The organism is Pseudomonas sp. E1MeOHC2 (assembly GCF_058745025.1).
In genome coordinates this window covers 4959484-4978434 of record NZ_CP196675.1, presented here as the reverse complement: position 1 = coordinate 4978434, position 18951 = coordinate 4959484, and the positions used below count along the sequence as shown (strand labels likewise).

General features: G+C 64.1%; 19 protein-coding genes. 11 read left to right on the top strand and 8 right to left on the bottom strand.

The genetic code is table 11. The features are described from left to right. Positions 1 to 2: 2 nt before the first annotated feature. Positions 3 to 434 carry a multidrug/biocide efflux PACE transporter gene (locus tag ACSSU5_RS22560; RefSeq protein ID WP_264313526.1) on the bottom strand — a complete coding sequence of 144 codons (432 nt, stop codon included), beginning with the start codon at positions 432 to 434 and terminating at the stop codon, positions 3 to 5. A 93-nt stretch (positions 435 to 527) separates the two neighbouring features. Here ACSSU5_RS22560 and ACSSU5_RS22555 point away from each other — a divergent pair, with 93 nt between their 5' ends. From ACSSU5_RS22555 to ACSSU5_RS22540, 4 genes are all read left to right on the top strand, one after another. Further along, complete coding sequence (locus ACSSU5_RS22555; RefSeq protein ID WP_492559855.1) at positions 528 to 1382, top strand: LysR family transcriptional regulator; 855 nt, start codon at positions 528 to 530, stop codon at positions 1380 to 1382. A 182-nt stretch (positions 1383 to 1564) separates the two neighbouring features. Next, a complete protein-coding gene (gene capB / locus ACSSU5_RS22550; protein WP_492559854.1) occupies positions 1565 to 3310 on the top strand; it encodes a caprolactamase subunit beta in 1746 nt (581 codons plus the stop codon). A 13-nt stretch (positions 3311 to 3323) separates the two neighbouring features. After that, complete coding sequence (capA, locus tag ACSSU5_RS22545; RefSeq protein ID WP_264313529.1) at positions 3324 to 5408, top strand: caprolactamase subunit alpha; 2085 nt, start codon at positions 3324 to 3326, stop codon at positions 5406 to 5408. A 142-nt stretch (positions 5409 to 5550) separates the two neighbouring features. After that, positions 5551 to 6507, top strand: coding sequence for an AraC-like ligand-binding domain-containing protein (locus ACSSU5_RS22540; protein ID WP_264313530.1), 957 nt, complete (start codon positions 5551 to 5553; stop codon positions 6505 to 6507). Between the two features lie 27 nt (positions 6508 to 6534). On the opposite strand, the gene ACSSU5_RS22535 is transcribed toward ACSSU5_RS22540, so the two are convergent. Together ACSSU5_RS22535 and ACSSU5_RS22530 are read right to left on the bottom strand one after the other, a co-directional pair. Then, positions 6535 to 7428: a DUF2950 domain-containing protein gene (locus tag ACSSU5_RS22535; protein WP_264313531.1), complete on the bottom strand. Its 894-nt coding sequence runs from the start codon at positions 7426 to 7428 to the stop codon at positions 6535 to 6537. Further along, positions 7425 to 8891 (bottom strand): DUF3300 domain-containing protein, encoded by a 1467-nt coding sequence (locus ACSSU5_RS22530; RefSeq protein ID WP_492559853.1) that lies wholly within the window; start codon positions 8889 to 8891, stop codon positions 7425 to 7427. The genes ACSSU5_RS22535 and ACSSU5_RS22530 overlap by 4 nt, the downstream gene beginning before the upstream one ends. A 218-nt stretch (positions 8892 to 9109) precedes the next feature. Here ACSSU5_RS22530 and ACSSU5_RS22525 point away from each other — a divergent pair, with 218 nt between their 5' ends. Continuing rightward, positions 9110 to 9382: a hypothetical protein gene (locus ACSSU5_RS22525; RefSeq protein WP_264313533.1), complete on the top strand. Its 273-nt coding sequence runs from the start codon at positions 9110 to 9112 to the stop codon at positions 9380 to 9382. Here the strand turns inward: ACSSU5_RS22525 and ACSSU5_RS22520 are convergent, their stop codons facing one another. Continuing rightward, positions 9383 to 10255, bottom strand: a complete 873-nt coding sequence (locus tag ACSSU5_RS22520) for a DMT family transporter (RefSeq protein ID WP_492559852.1) — start codon at positions 10253 to 10255, stop codon at positions 9383 to 9385. 100 nt (positions 10256 to 10355) lie between these two features. Next, entirely contained in the window at positions 10356 to 10766 is a 411-nt protein-coding gene (locus ACSSU5_RS22515; RefSeq protein ID WP_264313535.1) for a RidA family protein, read from the bottom strand. 191 nt (positions 10767 to 10957) lie between these two features. On the opposite strand from ACSSU5_RS22515, the gene ACSSU5_RS22510 reads away from it, so the two are divergent. Beyond that, positions 10958 to 11275, top strand: a complete 318-nt coding sequence (locus ACSSU5_RS22510) for a hypothetical protein (protein ID WP_264313536.1) — start codon at positions 10958 to 10960, stop codon at positions 11273 to 11275. A gap of 49 nt (positions 11276 to 11324) precedes the next feature. Here the strand turns inward: ACSSU5_RS22510 and ACSSU5_RS22505 are convergent, their stop codons facing one another. Then, on the bottom strand, positions 11325 to 11537 hold the full coding sequence (locus ACSSU5_RS22505) for a PLDc N-terminal domain-containing protein (protein ID WP_196179610.1): 213 nt from the start codon (positions 11535 to 11537) through the stop codon (positions 11325 to 11327). 198 nt (positions 11538 to 11735) lie between these two features. On the opposite strand from ACSSU5_RS22505, the gene ACSSU5_RS22500 reads away from it, so the two are divergent. Further along, complete coding sequence (locus tag ACSSU5_RS22500) at positions 11736 to 12743, top strand: GlxA family transcriptional regulator (protein ID WP_264313537.1); 1008 nt, start codon at positions 11736 to 11738, stop codon at positions 12741 to 12743. 6 nt (positions 12744 to 12749) lie between these two features. On the opposite strand, the gene ACSSU5_RS22495 is transcribed toward ACSSU5_RS22500, so the two are convergent. After that, complete coding sequence (locus tag ACSSU5_RS22495; protein WP_492559851.1) at positions 12750 to 13421, bottom strand: TetR/AcrR family transcriptional regulator; 672 nt, start codon at positions 13419 to 13421, stop codon at positions 12750 to 12752. Positions 13422 to 13601: 180 nt separating this feature from the next. Here ACSSU5_RS22495 and ACSSU5_RS22490 point away from each other — a divergent pair, with 180 nt between their 5' ends. Continuing rightward, positions 13602 to 14486, top strand: a complete 885-nt coding sequence (locus ACSSU5_RS22490; protein WP_264313539.1) for a DMT family transporter — start codon at positions 13602 to 13604, stop codon at positions 14484 to 14486. A gap of 4 nt (positions 14487 to 14490) precedes the next feature. Here ACSSU5_RS22490 and ACSSU5_RS22485 read toward each other — a convergent pair whose 3' ends face one another. After that, entirely contained in the window at positions 14491 to 15375 is an 885-nt protein-coding gene (locus ACSSU5_RS22485) for an NHL repeat-containing protein (protein WP_492559850.1), read from the bottom strand. Positions 15376 to 15597: 222 nt separating this feature from the next. On the opposite strand from ACSSU5_RS22485, the gene ACSSU5_RS22480 reads away from it, so the two are divergent. The 3 genes from ACSSU5_RS22480 (at position 15598) to ACSSU5_RS22470 (ending at position 18929) form a co-directional block, all read left to right on the top strand. Beyond that, positions 15598 to 16578: an aliphatic sulfonate ABC transporter substrate-binding protein gene (locus ACSSU5_RS22480; RefSeq protein WP_264313541.1), complete on the top strand. Its 981-nt coding sequence runs from the start codon at positions 15598 to 15600 to the stop codon at positions 16576 to 16578. A 16-nt stretch (positions 16579 to 16594) separates the two neighbouring features. Then, positions 16595 to 17986: an LLM class flavin-dependent oxidoreductase gene (locus ACSSU5_RS22475; protein ID WP_264313542.1), complete on the top strand. Its 1392-nt coding sequence runs from the start codon at positions 16595 to 16597 to the stop codon at positions 17984 to 17986. Positions 17987 to 18092: 106 nt separating this feature from the next. Then, on the top strand, positions 18093 to 18929 hold the full coding sequence (locus ACSSU5_RS22470) for a bifunctional allantoicase/(S)-ureidoglycine aminohydrolase (RefSeq protein WP_264313543.1): 837 nt from the start codon (positions 18093 to 18095) through the stop codon (positions 18927 to 18929). The last annotated feature ends 22 nt before the right edge of the window (positions 18930 to 18951 follow it).

Below are 18951 nucleotides of genomic sequence, written 5' to 3'. Positions count from 1 at the left end.
CCTCAAGCTGCAGCTTGGCGCTGGGCCATAGAGTGCCGGACCTTGTCGAACACCCAGTTGTACACCACGGTGTAGGGCAGGATGATCACGAAGAAGCCAAGCTCGACCATGAAGGCCTGGAGCAGTGAAATATCCAGCATCCAGGCCGCCACGGGCAGGCACCACACCACCAGCCCTGCCTCGAAGCCCAGGCCATGAACGACGCGCGCCCAGGCTTTCCAATACACCCGAGCGGTCTGCACGAACCGGTCGATCAGTGCGTTGTAGACCACGTTCCAGACCATGGCGATCACCGACAGGGTCACCGCCAGCCCACCCGCCGTTGCCAACGACTTGCCCAGTACCCAGGACAACAGCGGTGCGCACAACAGCACAGCGAACAGTTCATAACCCACGGCATGGACCATACGTTCGGTGAAAGAGACCTTTTTCATCACAAATTCCATCGTTTGCTTAAGACGTGCTTCCTATTTTCTTTGATGGAACAGATACTCGCGATATAGCACCCATCGATTTTATCAATACCTATGCGCTACTCACCCGAAGCCTTACTTGCCTTTGTCGAAGCCGCCTCGTTGGGCTCGTTCTCGGCGGCGGCCCGCAAACTCAAGAAAAGCCAGTCCACCGTCAGCATTGCCATTGCCAATTTCGAGGCTGATATCGGCTGCCCCCTGTTCGACCGGGGCGGGCGCCACCCCACGCTCAATGCCGCCGGGCGCCAGGTATTGCCCCATGTCGAAGCGATCCTTGACGCCAGTGCCGGGCTCGACGCGCTGTCGCTCAGGCTGGCTGAGCACGTTGAAGCGTTGGTCTCGGTGGTGATGTCCGACAGCTACAGCGTCACCTTCCAAAGCGCGGTCATGGCCGGCTTCGCACACAGCTACCCGCATACCGAGCTGCGTTGCGGGCCTTCGGAAGACGCTGATGTGATCGAGCTGGTACAGCAGGACCTGGCCCAGATCGGCATTCTCGCCGCGCAGCGCCACTACCCCGCCGACGTCGCCGTGGCGCGCCTGCCTGAACAGGCGGAGTTTTGTGTGTATGTCAGCGCCGACCACCCGCTGGCGGCGCTGCGCACGGCGCAACGCCAGCACCTGGAGACCGTGCGCCAGCTGTACATCAAGACCTACGCACCCAGCTTGCACCACGACCGCGGCCAGGCCTGGTCGGCGCCGGATTACCTCACTTTGCTGGAGTTCGCCGCCCGAGGTTTTGGCTGGGCAGAATTGCCCAAGGCGCTGGTCACGCGCTTTGGCAGCGGCCTGGTGGAGCTGCAGGTGGCCGGTTATCCGCGGCGCGTCGACATGGACATCGCCTGGTCCCGCCGCCGCGCCCTCGGCCCAGCCGGGCAGTGGCTGGTGCAGCGGTTGCTGGGCGTGTAGTCAATCGCCCAGACAATACTGAACAATGTGGGAGCTGAAACCGCCCAAACAACAGTGCACCCAAGCGCAACAAGCAGTACACCCACCGACAAGTCAGCCACCCCGCTCCCCCCGTAGCCTGTCACCACGCGCCGATCACTGCGGCACGCACCCAAAAGCACAAGAAGAAACGTTGGTGACCTATGAAAACAGTAGATCCGATCACCCTTGCGGTTGTCCGGGGTGCGCTGGAGACAGCGCAGCGCGAAATGACTCTGACCCTGGAAAAGACCGGCCGCTCCAGTGTGTTCAACCTGGCCCATGACTACTCGAACTCGCTGTTCGACCATCTCCCCGAAATGATCCTGCAAGGCCAGGACATCCCTATCCACCTGGGCTCGCTGATTCCCGCCATGAAATGCGTGGCCGCGTTTTTTGGTGACGACATCGCCGAGGGCGACGTGATCTACCACAACGACCCAGCGTACAAGGGCAGCCACATCCTCGACTGCTGCATGTACAAGCCGGTGTACTACCAGGGCGAGCTGGTGTTCTGGACCGTGTGCAAGGGCCACCTGACCGACATCGGCGGCCCGGTACCGGCCGGCTACAACCCGGACGCCAAGGAGATCTACGCCGAGGGTTTGCGCATCCCCCCCGTCAAGCTGTGGGAAAAGGGCAAGCGCCGGGAGGACGTGATCAACTTCATGCTCACCAACATGCGCGCCCGCCCGTATCAAGAGGGCGACCTCAACGCCCAGTACGGTGCCTGCAAGGTCGGTGAACGGCACCTGCTCGACTTGCTCGACAAGTATGGCGTGCAGCAGGTACGTGCTTGTATCGCCGAGCTGAAGAACATGGCCGACCGCCATATGCGCGCCCTGCTGCGCGACGTACCGGACGGCCACTACAGCGGCACCGCCGTGCTCGAAGACTCAGGCCATGGCCTGGGCGAGCTGGCCATCACCGCCCATGTCGAAGTCCGTGGCGAGCAAGCCCACGTGCGCATCGAAAGCCCCCCGCAGGTGCCCTACTTCATCAACTCTTACGAGGGCAACTCGGTTTCCGGTGTGTACCTTGGCTTGATGATGTTCGCCCAGGTCGCGCCGCCCTACAACGAAGGCCTGTATCGCTGCGTCACGGTCGACGTCGGCGCCAAGGGCACCCTGTGCAATGCGCAGGAGCCGGCGCCCCACGTCAACTGCACCACCACCCCGATGGAAACCTTGGCCGATGCCGTGCGCACGGCGTTGGAGCAGGCATCGCCGCAGCGGGTCACCGCCTCCTGGGGCCATACCAGCGGCATCAACATCGCCGGCCACGACCCACGCAATGGCAACAGCGAGTACGTCACCATGGTGCTGGCCTCGATCATTGCCGGTGCTGGCGCCAACAAGGTCATGGATGGCTGGCATGCGTGCGGGCCACTGTGTTGCTTCGGCGCGCTGATGAGCGGTGACATCGAGCTGCTCGAACATGCCTATCCGATACTCATCCACCGCTACAGCCTGATGGCCGACAGTGGCGGCGCGGGTGAGTTTCGCGGCGGCTCAGGCACCCGCCTGGAAATCGAGCCGCTGCAGCACGCGATGACCGTGGTCGGCTTCGGCGAAGGCCGCCAATTGCCCACCGCCGGCGCCGCCGGAGCACGCAATGCCCTGCTGCAGCCCAAGCTCGGCCGCTTGATCCACCGCCACGCCGATGGCACCGAAGACCACTACACCCAGAACCCCATGCTCACCCTCCAGCCCGGCGAGCGGATCATCAACATCAACCCAGGCGGCGGCGGTTATGGTGACCCGCTGCGCCGCCCGGTGGCCGCCGTGCTGCAAGACCTGCGCAACGGCCTGGTCTCGCCCCAGGGCGCAGCCCTGGAATACGGTGTGATCGTCGATGCCGACGGCCACCTCGACGAAACCGCCACTCACCTTGCCCGCGACCTGCACTGACCGGAGACCCATCATGCGCAATCAATATCGCCTGGGCATCGACGCCGGCGGCACCTTCACCGACTTCATCCTGGCTGACCGCGATGGCGGTGTGCAGCTGTTCAAAGCCCCTTCCACGCCGCAGGATGGCACCCTGGCCATTCGCGCTGGCCTTGCGCAGATCGCCGACGCCACCGGCCGCACGCCGGCCGAAATCATCGCCAACTGCGACCTGTGCATCAACGGCACCACCGTCGCTCTCAACGCCTTGATCGAACGCACCGGCGTCAAGGTCGGCCTGCTGTGCACCGAGGGCCACGAAGACAGCCTGGAAATCCGCCTGGGCCACAAGGAAGAGGGCCACCGCTATGACGCCCACTACCCGCCGGCGCACATGCTCGCCCCGCGCCACTTGCGTCGCCCGATCGGTGGCCGCATCCTTGGCGATGGCCGCGAACACAGCCCGCTGGACGAACGCGCCGTGCACGAGGCCATCGACTACTTCCGTGCCGAGGGCGTGGAGGCGGTGGCCATTTCCTTCCTCTGGTCGGTACGCAACCCCCGCCATGAACAGCGTGCCGCCGAGCTGGTACGGGCCGCGCTGCCTGGGGTGTTCGTCTGCACAGGTGTAGAGGTCTTCCCGCAAATCCGCGAATACACCCGCACCTCCACCACCGTGGTCAACGCCTACCTGAGCCCGGTGATGGCGCGCTACGTGGAACGCATCGACAGCCTGTTCGAAGAACTCGGCGCCCAGCAACCGGTGCGCTACTTCCAATCCAACGGTGGCCTGGCACCCGGCCACTTGATGCGCGAGCGTGCGGTCAACGCCATCAACTCCGGCCCGGCCTCGGCGCCCCAGGCCGGGCTCTCGGTGGCCCGCCCGTTTGGCATCGACAACGTCATCACCGTGGACATGGGCGGCACCTCGTTCGACATCACCCTGACCAACGCTGGGCGCACCAACTTCAGCAAGGACGTGGACTTTCTGCGCCAGCGTATCGGCGTGCCGATGATCCAAGTGGAAACCCTTGGCGCCGGTGGCGGCTCCATCGCTCACCTCGACGAGTTCGGCATGCTACAGGTCGGCCCCCGCAGTGCTGGCGCCAAGCCTGGGCCAGTGTGCTACGGCAAAGGTGGCAGTGAGCCCACCGTGACCGACGCCAACCTGGCCCTGGGTTACCTGCCGGACGGCGCGCTGCTGGGCGGCAGCATTCGGCTGAACCGCCAGGCTGCGCTGGACGCCATCCGCAGCAAGATCGCCGAGCCGTTGGGCATCAGCGTGGAGCGCGCCGCGTTTGGCATCACCACCCTGGTCAACTTGAACATGGTCAACGGCATCCGCCGTGTCTCCATCGAACGCGGCCATGACCCGCGCGACTTCGCCCTGATCGGTGCTGGCGGCGCTGCAGGGATGCACGTGGTGCGCCTGGCCGAAGAAATTGGCATGCACACTGTGCTGATCCCCAAAGTGGCGTCAGGGCTGTGCGCGTTCGGCCAGATCCTTTCGGATGTGCGTTACGACCAACTGACCAGCTTGGCGATGCGCCTGGACGCCGAACACGCGGACCTCGCACAGCTGAACCAGGCCCTTGCCGAGTTACGCCAGCAAGGCCTGGCGAACCTGCGCGAAGACGGTTTCGGCGACCAGGCCAGCAGTTGCCACTACACCCTGGAGATGCGCTACGGGGGGCAGATCCATGAGTGCAGCGTGGAGCTGGAACGCCACTCATTGGACCGCGACGGGCTGGCGGCGCTGATCGAGGCCTTCCATGTGCGCCACCAGACGCTCTACTCGTACAGCGAGCCCGCGAGCCCGGTAGAGCTGGTCAACCTGGAGTGCTCGGTGATCGGCCATCTGCCCCGCCCGCCCCAGCCAACGCTGCAAGGGCCGGCCCAGCCATCGGCGGCCGTCCCGGAGGGCGAGCGCCCGATGCTGTTCAGTGCCGATAGCGAGTGGCAGCAGACCCCGGTGTTCAACGGTAACCACCTGCTGCCCGGGCAGACGGTGCAAGGCCCCTGTGTGATCGAGGAGGACACCACCAACATCGTCGTGCCACCAGGCTGGCAGGCATGCCTGGAGCCTTCGGCCACTTACCGGGTGACACGCGGGGCTTGATCAAAGAGTCGGCTCGCGCCGATCATGGGCCTGCCCGGCAGCATTGCGCTGCCGGGCTTTTTTGCACAATAACAAGAGCTGCTTGAGTAGCTTGCCTGCAGTTCCTTTTTTCAATGCTGCCCTCTTTGAAAAAGGACAACCCATGCCCACAGAACTTTCGACCCACGGTTGGCCGCAGCCGGAACGCCAGGCACGCTGGGCCGAAGCGATCAGCGACACTTACTTCCCATTGAGCCTGGAGTTTGCCGCCGAACAGCCATTCGATGGCCACCTGCAGCGCTGGAGCACACCCAGTACGCCGCTGAGCCTGTCGCGCCTGCGCTCCAGCCAGCTCGGCTATTCACGTAGCAAGGCACACATTGGCCAGGACCATGACGCGTTCTACCTGGTTACGGTGCCCAGCCGCAGCGAGGTGCACTTCGAACAGGACGGCCACCAGTTGAGCTGCCGCCCAGGCGGCTTTATCGTCGAGCGCGGCGACGCGCCTTACCGCTTCCATTACCGGGCCGAGAATGACCTGTGGGTGCTGAAACTGCCTGAACGCGCGCTCAAGGCCAACTTGCTCGGGCACAAGCGCTACACCCGCCACTGCTTCGATGCCAGCCAAGGCCTTGGGCGCATTTTCGTCGAACAACTGGACCTCTGCGCACGCCACTTCGACGCAAGCCCCGCGGCCGCCCGCCATCTGCTGCTGGAGCAGGCCAGTGCGACGCTGCTGCTGGCCTTGCAACAGGACGAGCGGGTGCTTGGCAGTGAGGGCTCCAACCTCAGTACACTGCACCTGACCCGCGTCGAGCACTACGTGCTGCAAAACCTCGGCGACCCCGACCTGTCACCGCAAGCCATCGCCACCGCCTGCGGCCTGTCATTGCGCTATTTGCACAAACTGTTTGCGATCACGCCCTACACCTTGGGCGAATGGGTGCGCCAACAGCGCCTGGAGGCGGTGCACCGCCAACTGCGCGACCCACACTGCCATGTGTCTATCGGCGAACTGGCGTTCCGCTGGGGCTTTACCGACCAGGCCCAGTTCACCCGCGCCTTCCGCCAACGCTATGGCTGCACCGCACGCGAGGTTCGCGCGGCGCGCGCCCACTGAATGCGGCGGCGCAAGGATGCGCCGTGCTCAGTCGTTCGCAGCGGTATCGACCTCTTTCCAGCTGTCATCCGGGTCGAAGCGTTTCATCGCCTTGGCCAGCCTGTCGCCGTGCGCCCCGAGGTCTTTCTCGAACACCTGGCCATCATGGCTGATCATGAAGCTCATCACCCCCGTGTCGTCATACTTCGCCGGCCAGGCGACCAAGGCAAAGCCACGGCTCATCTGGTTGCCGATCAAGTAGCTGTAGGCACCGCCCGGGGCGGATGGGCCTTGCGCGTCGAGGATGCGAAAGTGATAGCCATACCAGTCGTCACCGACCACATCCTGGCCAAACAGCGGGCCCAGCGGGCTGACCTGCCCATCACCGTCATCATCCCAGTACAACCCGTCATGCTTGCCCGGTTCGCTGAAAATCTTCTGCGCGTATTCCAGCGCACCATTGCCGTTGCGGTCCTGTGCGGCGTAGTCCATCTGCGCATCGTGGTAAGCCAGCATCGACTGCAGGGCGCCCAGCTCGTTGCGGCCGATGCGCCTGGCGCGGATTTCGGCGCTGCCGGCCTTGAGGTCGAAGCGCCAGCCCTGGCTGCTTTTGCTCAGCGGTATGGGCAACGTCCAGTGCTCACTGCCCACCGCCAGTATGGCCTTGCCCTGCGCTGTCATGTCGATGCTGTGCTGTGCACGGTACTGTTCGAGGAAGGTGTCCACGTCGCTGCGTTGCACACCGCCGCGCGGGATGTAGGTGCGCCAGTCATCGCCCAGCAACTGGGCCAGGCGGGCTTCATCCGCTTTCTCCTGGCCCAACGCCGCGACGAAGGACTCCACGGCCTTCTCCGGCGTCGGGAAGGCTTCTTGCGCAGCGGCCAGGGATGACCAGGCCAGGCCCGCAGTGAGCAGCAATGCTCCGAGTCGTGAACGGTTCATCGACGGCCACCTCCCCCACGGCGTGCAGGCGCACTGGGCCGGGAGATCTGGTGCCCGGCGGCACGCGATGCGTTTGGCCGCTGGGCGAACGATTGGCTGGTGCGGCCGCGGCTAGCCTGCGCGCTGGTGCGTGACGGCGAGCGTACGCCGTCGAAGGCGTTGTTACGCGCCCGACCTGCCGTATTGGTGGGCCGGTTCTGCGCCACCTGCCGTGCCTGGCCTTCGCCCTGCCTGCGCTGGCTCACTGGGTTGTTCTGCTGGCGGCCTTGGGTATTACGTGTTTCCTGACGGCGATCGGCTGGCCGTGCAGTGTCGTTACGCGTTTGCATGCGATTGCCGACCGAGTTGCCCGCCTGCGCCTCGCGCGCTTGCTGGCGGGCCTGGCGGTTGCTGGTGGCCGGGCGTTCGATGCCGGCCCGATCCATCGAAGCCCTGGCCTTGTCCCGTGCCTGGGCACGCTGGGTGTCGTCACCACGGAAGGCCGTACGCTGGGTGGCGCCGTCCAGCTGGCGGCCATACTGCTGGCGGCTGCGGGCATCGCGGTAAGGCACGCCCTCGCGGTTCGCGGCGTTGTGCCGCCATGTGTTCTGGTTGTTGGTGATGCGGTTGTTGCCGTTGATGTTGTTGTAGCGGTTGACGTCGATGTCGATGTCATTGTTACCCCAGTCACAGTCGCCCCACAGCGAACTGATGATCGCAACACCAGTACCAAAGGCCAGGCCCGCCACCAGCGCGGAACCGGCGTAGTACATTGGCGGTGGCGGGTAGTACACCGGCGGCGAGGCCGGGTAGGCCCAGGTGCCGTAGGTGGTGGTCGGGTTGTAGCTGGGCACGTACACCACTTGCGGGTCGGCCGGTTCGATGATGATGGTGGTAGGCGAACTGCTGGCCGGGGCCGCCTGGTTTTTGCTCGCACTGCTGGAGGCTGGCGCCGCCGCCGGAGCCGCCTGCACGGTCACGTTCTGGTACTGGTTGCTTTGCAGGTTGCCGGCGGTTTGCGCCTGGTGGCGCAAGCGCTGCACGCCGCCCATGACATCGTCGGGTTGCGCGAGGAAGGCGTCACCCAGGCGCTGCACCCACACCGGGTCCTGGCCCAGGGTCGCCAGCACCTGCGGGAAGGCCACCAGTGCCTGCACGCTCGGGTCCCAGGGCTGCTTCGCTACTTGCTTGACGGCATCGTCACCGGAGGCCTTGGGGTTGGCCTTGGACCAGGTCACGGCTTCGCTCACCTGTCCCGGGTAGGTCGCGGCCATCAGTACTTGGGCCAGCAACGCATCGGGGTACAAGGCAATAGGTGCGAGCATCTGGTCCAGTTGTTCCTGGGTGAACACCGGGTCCTTGGCCGCCAGCTTGTCGGTTTGTGGGGCCGGGTCCGGGGCGGGAACGTCCTCTGCCAGCACCAGGCCGGGCGCAACGCTCAGGCACAGCAGCGCCGAAAGGGCGGCAATCAATGGCATGCGCATCGCTTATCCCCATGAGGTCAGACCGCGTGGATTAAGGGTAGCAATGGCGGTGCGTTTGACCAGCTGCGAGCGCGCAAACTTTTCGCACTGAGGGTTGTGTCGATAGTGGCCATCGATAGTGACTATCGAACCAGGCAATTTCTACTAACCGGTCCGGCCCAATAACCTAGCTCCATTGATTCGAACCTGGCGAATCACTCGCATTCCGGAGCTACTCGATGAACACCCTGGCCCGCCTCTCGCTCGCTGCCTTGACCACAAGCGCCATCGCCCTGTTGACCGGCTGCGCCAGCCACCCCGAACTGCGCCCCTACACCGCAGAAGAAACCCGCCAGCTGCAACTGGAAGCGTTGCAGCGCCGTGGCCTGTCCCTGGACGACTACGAGCTGCAACGCCGGGTGATCCAGCGTGCCGACAACCTGCCTGTGGTAACCGACTTCGACTTCACGCTAGGCACCCCACGCAGCATGGCCCAGCGCAGCTTCTTTTAACTAACGCCGCGATACCAGCGCCAATGCGATGCCGCCGAGTACCACGACACACGCCACCAGCAAGCGCAACGACAGCGGCTCACCAATCAGGCAGACCCCGCCCAGTGCGGCAAGCACAGGCACGCTGAGCTGCATCGTCGCCGCCTGTTGTGCGCTGACCTGCCTGACCACGCCGTACCACACGGCATAACCCGCCCCCGAGGCCAGCACGCCAGAGCCCAGTGCATACAGCAAACCCGGCGCGGTCACATGCGCGCCACCCCCCACCCACAGTACGGGCACCAGCAGCACCAGGCACGGCAGGCTGCGGGCAAAATTGCCGGCGGTATCCGCCAGCGGCCTGGGTGAGCCTTTACCCAGCAGCGAGTACACGCCCCACGCCAGGCCCGAGGCGGCCATCAACAAGGCGCTGGTCAAGGGTGGCGCCTCGGCACCGGGCAACAACAGCACCAACAGGCCGGCGAAGGCGATCAGCATGCCCAGCAACATCCGTGTGGTGATGCGCTCGCCTTTGTATCCGGCAAAACCGAACATGGTGATCTGCACGGCGCCAAACAACAGCAACGCACCCGCGCCAGCCCCCAACTGCAGGTACGCCGCAGAAAACAGGAACGCGTACAGGAACAGCGCCAAGCCGCCTCTCCAGCTGCCCCCCATGGCAAGCGCAGGCTTGCGCAGGTGTAACAGCAGCAACAGGAAGACGGCGCCACTGGCCAGGCGCACCACCGTGAACGATGCCGGGTCGATGGCCCCGTCCATCAGTGCCAGCCGGCAGAACACCGAATTGGCGGCAAAGGCCACCAGGCTGAAAAGAGCGGGCCAGCGCCAAGCGCTGGCCTTGCGGTCGGAAAGCGTGGTGGTACCGGTGCTCATGGTGTGGTCACCTCTGAGAAGGTCATTGTTGTTATAGCGGCCATGCGGATACCGATATACAACAGAGTGTTTCGTCGGCGCCACCACCGAGTCACCGCCGCTACAGCGCGGCCACTGCCTCAACCTCCACCAGCATGCCGTCCAGTGCCAGCCGGGGTACCGGTATCAGTGTGCAGGTCGGTTTCATGTGTGGGCCCCAAGCCCTGTCGGCCTCGGCCACCCATTGCTGCAGGCGCGTTTCGCAGTGATCGACGATCAGCAAGGTCAGCTTGAACACCTGGCCCAGGTGTGCGCCTTTGGACGCCAGGGCCGTATCAAGATTGGCCAGGGCCTGACGGGCCTGCTCGGCGAAGACGGGTGACAACTGCCCGCTGGCGTCCTCACCGCCTTGGCCGGCGATGTACAGTAGCCGGCTGCCGGCGTGCACTTCGGCGACGTGGGAATAGGCATTGCCACTGGGGTCATACAAGCCCGCAGGGTTGGACAGCTGAAAGGGTGCTGGACGGGTCACGGTGAATACTCGCGTAGAGAATAGAGCGGCCGAGTATCAGACCTTTAGTTAACCTGAGGTCAAGCATGCCGTAGGACTTTTCACATGATGCTGCCGGCGTGTTGAACCACGCGTATGTGTTCAGCGGCGTGTGCCTGCCGCTAGAGTGCAAAACCCGGCAAGGAGGCCTGCCCGCAACAAGGAAAGCAACAATGACCAAGCATCACTTTCAACTTGCCTACACCATCAACCCTCGGCATGACGACGATGAGGACGAGGCCGCTCGCGCTCGGCTCCACCTGCGCAAAATCGGCTGGGACACCGTTGACCATATCGAAACCACCCTGCTAGGCGTGCTCCACCTGTATCACGGCACCACGGCAGCCCGTGTCGATGAAGCCGAAAAGCAGATTCGCGACCGCATACACGAAGAGCTCAAGAGCCTGCGTGTGGTGTCGAGGGTGAAGTTTCACGGTAGCCTGATGGTCGATGGCCTGGGCCAGGCCATCCACTTCAGCATTGTGCCTTAAGCGTTGACGGTGACCGCATCAGGCGCCCCCGCGCCTGATGCGCTGGCCATCACTTTTCTTGCAATACCGCCCTGCCTTTCACTGCTCGCGGCCCGCGCCAGGCCCAGAACAGCAAGCCCGGAAACGGCGCGTAGACCACGAATACGATCCACAGCATCTTGCGCTCGGCGCGCCGGTCACTGCCGATGATGTGCCAGATGGCCCAGATTTCCAGCAGGATCACAAAGGCCGCGATGATGATCCAGATCGTTCCGATTTCCATGAGCGCTCTCCCATTTGGCATGTAATGGGTTTGGTCATGCCTGGTGGCGAGGGTTCACATTGATTTGGCAAGAAGGCATGCCACCCCTTGGGCCAATTGCCTGAACACGACCTGCAATACGACACAGCCACCCCGGAGATTGTCTTTCCCCCTGCCACCCGCCACACTCCCCTGGCCAGCCAGGAAGCGGAGTCCAGAGTGCCCACCCCACGTCAGTTCAGCAAGAAGACCAGCACCAGCAACATGCTGCGGCTCAAGTCCACCACCGGAAATGCCCAGGCGCCCTATCGGGTCGACTTCGTTTTGCTCGAACACTTCTCCATGGCCAGCTTCACCGTGGCCATGGATGTGTTGGTCACGGCCAACCTGCTGCGCGCCGACAGCTTCCAGTTCACCCCACTGTCGCTGGACGGTGACCGGGTGCTGAGCGACCTGGGCCTGGAGTTGGTGGCCACCGAACTTGCCGCCAGCGAACTGAAGGACCTTGACCTGCTGATTGTCTGTGGCGGCCTGCGCACCCCGCTCAAATATCCTGAGCTCGACCGGTTGCTGGGCGACTGCGCCGCCCACGGCATGGCCCTGGGCGGGTTGTGGAACGGCGCCTGGTTCTTAGGCCGCGCCGGGGTGCTCGATGACTACGGCTGCAGCATCCACCCTGAGCAACGCGCCAGCCTGTCAGAGCGCAGCCCGCAAACGCGCATCACCCCCGCCAGCTTCACCCTCGACCGCGACCGCCTCAGCGCCGCCAGCCCCAATGGCGCCATGGAGCTGATGCTCGGCCTGGTTCGCAGGCTCTACGGTGATGGCCTGGCCGAAGGCGTCGAAGAAATCCTGTCGTTCTCGGGCGCGCGATATCGCCAGGTCGGGCCGGGGGCGAAAAAGTCCATGAGCCTGCATATGCGCACCATCGTCGAGCTGATGGAGAACAACCTTGAGGAAACCCTCAGCCTCGACCAACTGGCCGCCTACAGCGGGCGCTCGCGCCGGCAGATCGACCGCCTGTTCCAGGCCCAGCTGGGCACCTCGCCACGGCGCTACTACATGGAGTTGCGCATCACCAAAAGCCGCCGGCTGCTGCAGTACTCCGACCTGTCGGTGATGGAAGTGGCAGTGGCCTGCGGATTCGTTTCGGTGTCGCACTTCAGCAAATGCTATGCGGCGTACTTCGGCTACCCGCCGTCGCGCGAACAACGGCTGGGCGAATAACGCCGATCAGGCGCGGATGTAGCGGATGACAGCGTCACAGATCATGCTCTTGTGGCGCTGCTTGATCGTCTCGTCGGCAAGGTCGATCTGGAAGATCTCGCCAAAGGTGTGCCGGTTCGAAACCCGGTAGAAGCAGAACGAGCTCATCAGCATGTGCAGGTCGATAACCTCGATACCCGAACGGAACACGCCTTCCTGCTCGCCCCGACGCAGGGTGCTGCCAAGGGCTTCGAGCACCAGGCTGCTCATCTCGCGAATCACCGGCGACTGCTTGACGTACTCGCCATAGTGGATGTTCTCGGTGCAAATGATGCGCACGAAATCGACATTGCAGTCGTGGTGATCGAAGGTGAACTCCACCAGGCGGCGGATCGCCTGCTCAGCCGGCAGCGACTCCAGGTCCAGGCTCTGCTCGGTCTTGCGGATATCACCGTAGAGCTTGACCAGGCACTCGACGTACAGCTGCTCCTTGCTGCCGAAGTAGTAGTAGATCATGCGCTTGGAGGTGGCGGTGCGCTCGGCGATGGCATCGACGCGCGCGCCGGCCAGGCCTTGCTGGACGAACTCGTTGATGGCGGCCTGAAGGATGTCCTCGCGCGTTTTCTCGGGGTTGTTCTTGCGCGACTTGCGCACCCCTTCGATCTCAGGCTGACCGAGGCTGACTACGGAATCACTCATACCCACTCACAGGCTGTTTATTGGAATAAGGGGATTATCCGTGAGCGCGGCCATGCAGGGAAGCGCGCTGTTGGTCGGGTAGCCTCCAAGGGCTATTACAGGCAAACGGCAGACTGCACTTGAAGCCACGCCCCTCAACCCGCTAGCCTGCGTCCCTCTGCCTTGGACGGACCCTGCCCCATGCAACCGCGTGACCTTGCCGCCTATATGTTTCTGGCCATTGCCTGGGGGTTTTCCTTTCTGGTCCTGCTCAAGGTGGTGCACGCCTTCGGCTGGGTCGGTGCGGTCAGCCTGCGGTCGCTGATTGCCGGCGGTACCCTGGCGATTCTGGCGGCCTTGTGCGGCCGCACCCTGCGCCTGCGCCCGCTGTTGAAACCGCTGCTGGTGATCGGCGCTACCACCGTGGCCGGGCAGTTGATCGGCATGACCTACGCCACCCCACGGATCGGTACGGCGATGGCGGCGATCTTCGTGGCCACCATCCCGCTGTTCTCGATGATCATCGGCCGTCTCTGGGGGCTTGAGAAGATCACCCTGCAAGGCCTCATCGGCCTGCTCCTGGGCTTCGTCGGCATCGCCATGCTGGTGGGGTTTCCGGCCCAACCGGTCAACGACGTCTTCATCCACGGCTGTATCGCGTCGCTGTTCGGTGCCTTGAGCGCCGCGTTCGGCAGCAACTACGCCAGCCTGCACCTGCGTGGCCAGGACCCGTGGACGGTGACCGGGGGCGCGTTCCTGGCCGGGGGCCTGATGACCCTGCCACTGTTACTAGTAGTACCCGTGCCCAGTGTGCCCCAGGCCAGCGACTGGCTTTATCTGCTGATCAGCGGCGCGGTCATGAGCGCCACCACGTACGTGCTGTACTTCGGCCTGGTGGCACGCATCGGCGCGACCCGCGCGATCAGTGTGGAGTTCGTCGTGACGCTGGTCGCGGTGCTGGTCGGCGCGCTGTTCCTCGGCGAAGCCCTGAGCTTGCTACAGCTTGCCGGTGGCGTGGTGGTGCTGGTCGGCTGCCTGCTGGTACTGGGCCTGCTGCCTGGCCGCAAAGCGCGCCTGCCGAGCTGAGCCCTCAGTCGCGCTGAGCCGTGCTGCGTTCGACCGGTGGCGTCAGGTGCAGCACGCGGTTACGCCCGCCTTCGGCCAGCAAGTAACCGCCTTTGCCATCCGCGACGATTGCCTGGGGCGCCTTGAGAAACGACAGCACGGTGTGGCGCGAGCCGTCGGCGTCAATGCGCAGCAGGCGGGCGCGGTACGTGTTGTCTTCGCTGATCCACAAGCCGCGCTGGTCACAGAACAGGAAGGTTGGGTTGCGCAGGCCATCGACCACCACCGGGTCCTGGCCGTCTTCGGACAACGCGCGGACCTTGCCGTTGGCTTTCTCGGTATACAGCAGGCGCCCATCCGTGCAGCGGGTCAGGCCCTCGGTTTCGGTGAGCCCAGAGCGCAGCACGTCGAGCTGGCCGCTGTGCCAGTCATAGCGCATCAAACGGCCATTGCCCTTGCGGTCTTCGATGGCATAGAGGTAATCGTCATCGTTCCACAGCCCTTGCACGCTCTCGCCGTCGAACAGCCGGGTCACCTGCCCATTGCGAGACAGGCTGACCGGCGCAAGGCCACCTTCCTGGCTGAATACCCAGCCGCCTTGGGCTGCGACCATGCCGTCTGGCTTGGACAGGTTGTCGATCACGACGACCCGGTCGCCCTGGGCGGTAATCTTGAGGATGCTGCCCTTGCCGTCGTCCAGTTCGCGGCTGACCAGCAGGCTGCCGTCGGCTTGCGGCAACAACGAAGCAGCCTTGGTCACGTCGCGGTGCAACACGTTGACGTCCCAGCCGCTGGCAGCCTGGACAGGGTAAAAACTCTGCCAGGCGAAGAAACCAAGCGTGGCAGCCAGCAGGCTGGCAGTGGCGGTCAGGGCGATGCGGGTGCTGCGCTTGCGCAGGATGTGCGGCATGAAAAAGGGCTCCTCGAGAATGCCAGCGATCCTAACAAAGAGATGTGAAAAAAAGGTCATGGCAAAGTGCCTTGTTGTACAGCGGCAGGCTCACGCAAAATTACAAAAAGGATATAAAAATAACTAAACATTCTAACTAAATGGAATTAAAAAATTGAAAGCCAAACGCCACCTCCTTAGTCTGGGCGCACTGATTGTCAGCCCATTCAAGGAGCACTCCTCATGCCCGCCCGTGCCTTCTCTCCCCTGCGTCGCCTGCTGATCGGCGGCCTGTTGGCCAGTGTCGCCAGCGCCCTGTTGCCGTGGTCCAATGCCCTGGCCGAAGACGCCAAGACCTTGCGTATCGGCTACCAGAAGTTCAACAGCATCAATATCCTCAAAGGCAGCGGTGCCCTGGAAAAGGCCCTTGCCTCACAAGGGGTGACCGTCAGCTGGCACGAGTTCGCCGCAGGCCCGCAATTGCTCGAAGCGCTGAGCACCGGCGCCATCGACCTTGGCCACGCCGCCGACGCCCCCTCGGTATTTGCCCAGGCCGCCGGCAAACCGGTGGTCTATCTGGCCGCCGAGCAGCCCTACCCCCGTGGTATCGGCCTCGTGGTACGTGAGCAGGACCACCTCACAGGCGTGCAAGACCTCAAAGGCAAGCGGGTAGCGACAGGCCGTGGCTGGAACGCCCAGTACCTGTTGGCCGTCGCGCTGGAACAAGCCGGCCTGAGCTACCAGGACATCACCCCGGCCTACGTCAATAACGCCGCCGACGCCGTCGCAGCCCTGCAATCGGGCAGCGTCCAAGCCTCGACCCTGTGGGACCCCTTCCTCGCCGCGGCAGAAAGCCAGCCAGGGCTGAAGAACCTGCGCGACGGCAGCGGCCTGTCCAACAACCGCACGTTCTACCTGTCCACCGCGCCATTTGCCGACCAGCACCGCGCGCTGCTCAAGACCTTCTTCGCCGAATTGGGCAAGGTCAGCCAATGGGCCAACGCCAAGCCTGCCGAAGTCGCCGCGCTGCTGGCGCCACAGCTGGGGATCAAAGCCGACGTGCTGGAAGTGGCCAGCGAGCGACGCAACTACAACGCCGTGGCCATCACCCCGCAGATCGTCGCCGAACAGCAGAAGCTGGCCGACACCTTCCAGGGCCTGGGCCTGATTCCGCACAAGTTGCAGGTAGCCGATGCGGTCTACCCGGCTTCCGTGCTGCCGTGACCGGAGACTGACCGCCATGCCCCGCCCCATCCGCTTCAACGCCTTCAGCATGAACGCTGCCAGCCACCAGTCCCCCGGGCTGTGGCGCCACCCGCGTAACACCAGCGTGGCCTTCAACCGCCTGGACTACTGGACCGACCTGGCCCGCCTGCTTGAGCGCGGCCTGTTCGACGCACTGTTCATCGCCGATGTGCTGGGCATCTATGACGTCTATCAAGGCGGCCCCGAAGCGGCGCTGCGCGGGGGCGTGCAAGTGCCAGTCAACGACCCTCTGCTGCTGGTCCCGGCCATGGCCGGGGTCACCGAGCACCTGGGCTTTGGCGTGACCTTCTCACTGACCTACGAGCACCCCTACCCCTTTGCCCGGCGCATGTCCACGCTCGACCACCTGAGCAATGGCCGGGTGGGCTGGAACATTGTCACCGGTTACCTGGACAGCGCCGCACGCAACCTGGGCCTGGCTCGCCAATTGGGCCATGACCAGCGCTACGACCTGGCCGAGGAATACCTCGAAGTGCTGTACAAACTGTGGGAAAAAAGCTGGGACGATGACGCAGTGGTGCTGGAGCGTGACAGCGGCCGTTACATCGAACCGTCCCGGGTCCACCCGATCGGCCACGTCGGCGAGCACTTCCAGGTGCCCGGCACGCACCTGTGCCAGCCCTCGCCACAACGCACACCGGTGCTGTTCCAGGCGGGTGCTTCGGCACGCGGCCAACAGTTTGCCGCGCGGCATGCCGAGTGCGTGTTCATCAGCGGGCCGACGACCACGGTGCTGCGCCGTTATGCCGACGGCATTCGCCAGGCCAGCGAGGTTGCCGGGCGTGGCCGCGACGACGTGCTGATCTACGCCCAGGCACTGTTGATCGTCGCCCCCACGCGTGAAGAGGCCGAAGCCCGCTTCGCCGAGTACCGTGGCTATGTTGACCTGGACGCTGCCCTGGCCCTGCTGTCGGGCTGGACCGGCATCGACTTCGCTGGCCTCGACCCCGATGCACTGATCGAGTATGTCGAAAACGATGCCGGCCGCACGGCCCTCGCCGCCTTCACCGCCGCCGACCCCAACCGCCGCTGGACGGTGCGCGAAGCGGCTGAATTCGTCGGCCTGGGCGGGCGCGGCCCGGTCCTGGTGGGCGCTGCCAGTGACATCGCCGATCAGTTGGAAGCGTGGCTGGATGAGACCGGCATCGACGGTTTCAACCTCACCTACGCGGTACAACCCGATGACCTGGCCAATGTGGTCGAGCTGCTGGTGCCTGAGCTGCAACGGCGCGGCCGCTACCCCCTGCACTACCAGGACGGCACCCTGCGCCACAAGCTGTTCGGCCAGGGCGACCGCCTGCCCGAGCAGCATGCAGGGCGCCAGGTTCGCATTCAGCAAGCAAATACCGGGTATTCCAACATTTAATTTGTAGATGGCACGCGCTCGACCCTATTCTGTCGGCACATCCCCTGCGCCGCACCGGCCGGTGCGGTTCACGGCACGGGGAGAGAACAACAAGTCGAGATCGTCCATGTCGAATCATTCCTACTTCGCCCCCCACGGTGGGCACCCGGCTCAAACCGAGCTGCTGACTGACCGTGCCATGTTCACCGAAGCCTATGCCGTCATCCCCAAGGGCGTGATGCGTGACATCGTCACCAGCCACCTGCCGTTCTGGGACAAGATGCGCATGTGGGTCATCGCCCGCCCACTGACCGGCTTTGCCGAGACCTTCTCGCAATACATCGTCGAAGTGGCTCCGGAAGGCGGCAGCGAGCGCCCAGAACTGGACGTCAACGCCGAAGCCGTGGTGTTCGTGGTCGAGGGTGAGCTCGACATCACCTTGGAAGGCAAGCAGCACACCCTGGCCCAGGGCGGCTACGCCTTCATTGCCCCGGGCGCCGAGTGGAGCCTGCGCAACCGCAGCCAGTCGAATGTCACCTTCCATTGGCTGCGCAAGCACTACCAGAAGGTTGAAGGCCTGGACCTGCCAGAGTCCTTCGTCACCCACCGTGACAACGCCACGGTCATCGAAATGCCCGGCACCGAAGGCCGCTGGAAAACCACCCGCTTCGTCGACATGGCCGACATGCGCCACGACATGCACGTCAACATCGTGACCTTCCAGCCGGGCGGCGTGATTCCGTTCGCTGAAACCCACGTCATGGAACACGGCCTGTATGTGCTGGAAGGCAAGGCGGTGTACCGCCTGAACCAGGACTGGGTCGAGGTCGAAGCCGGTGACTTCATGTGGCTGCGCGCCTTCTGCCCGCAAGCCTGCTACGCCGGTGGCCCAGGCAACTTCAGCTACCTGCTGTACAAAGACGTCAACCGCCACGTGCACCTGACGCTCAACCCACAGCGCTAAGCGTTCACCCAAGCTCAGGCTG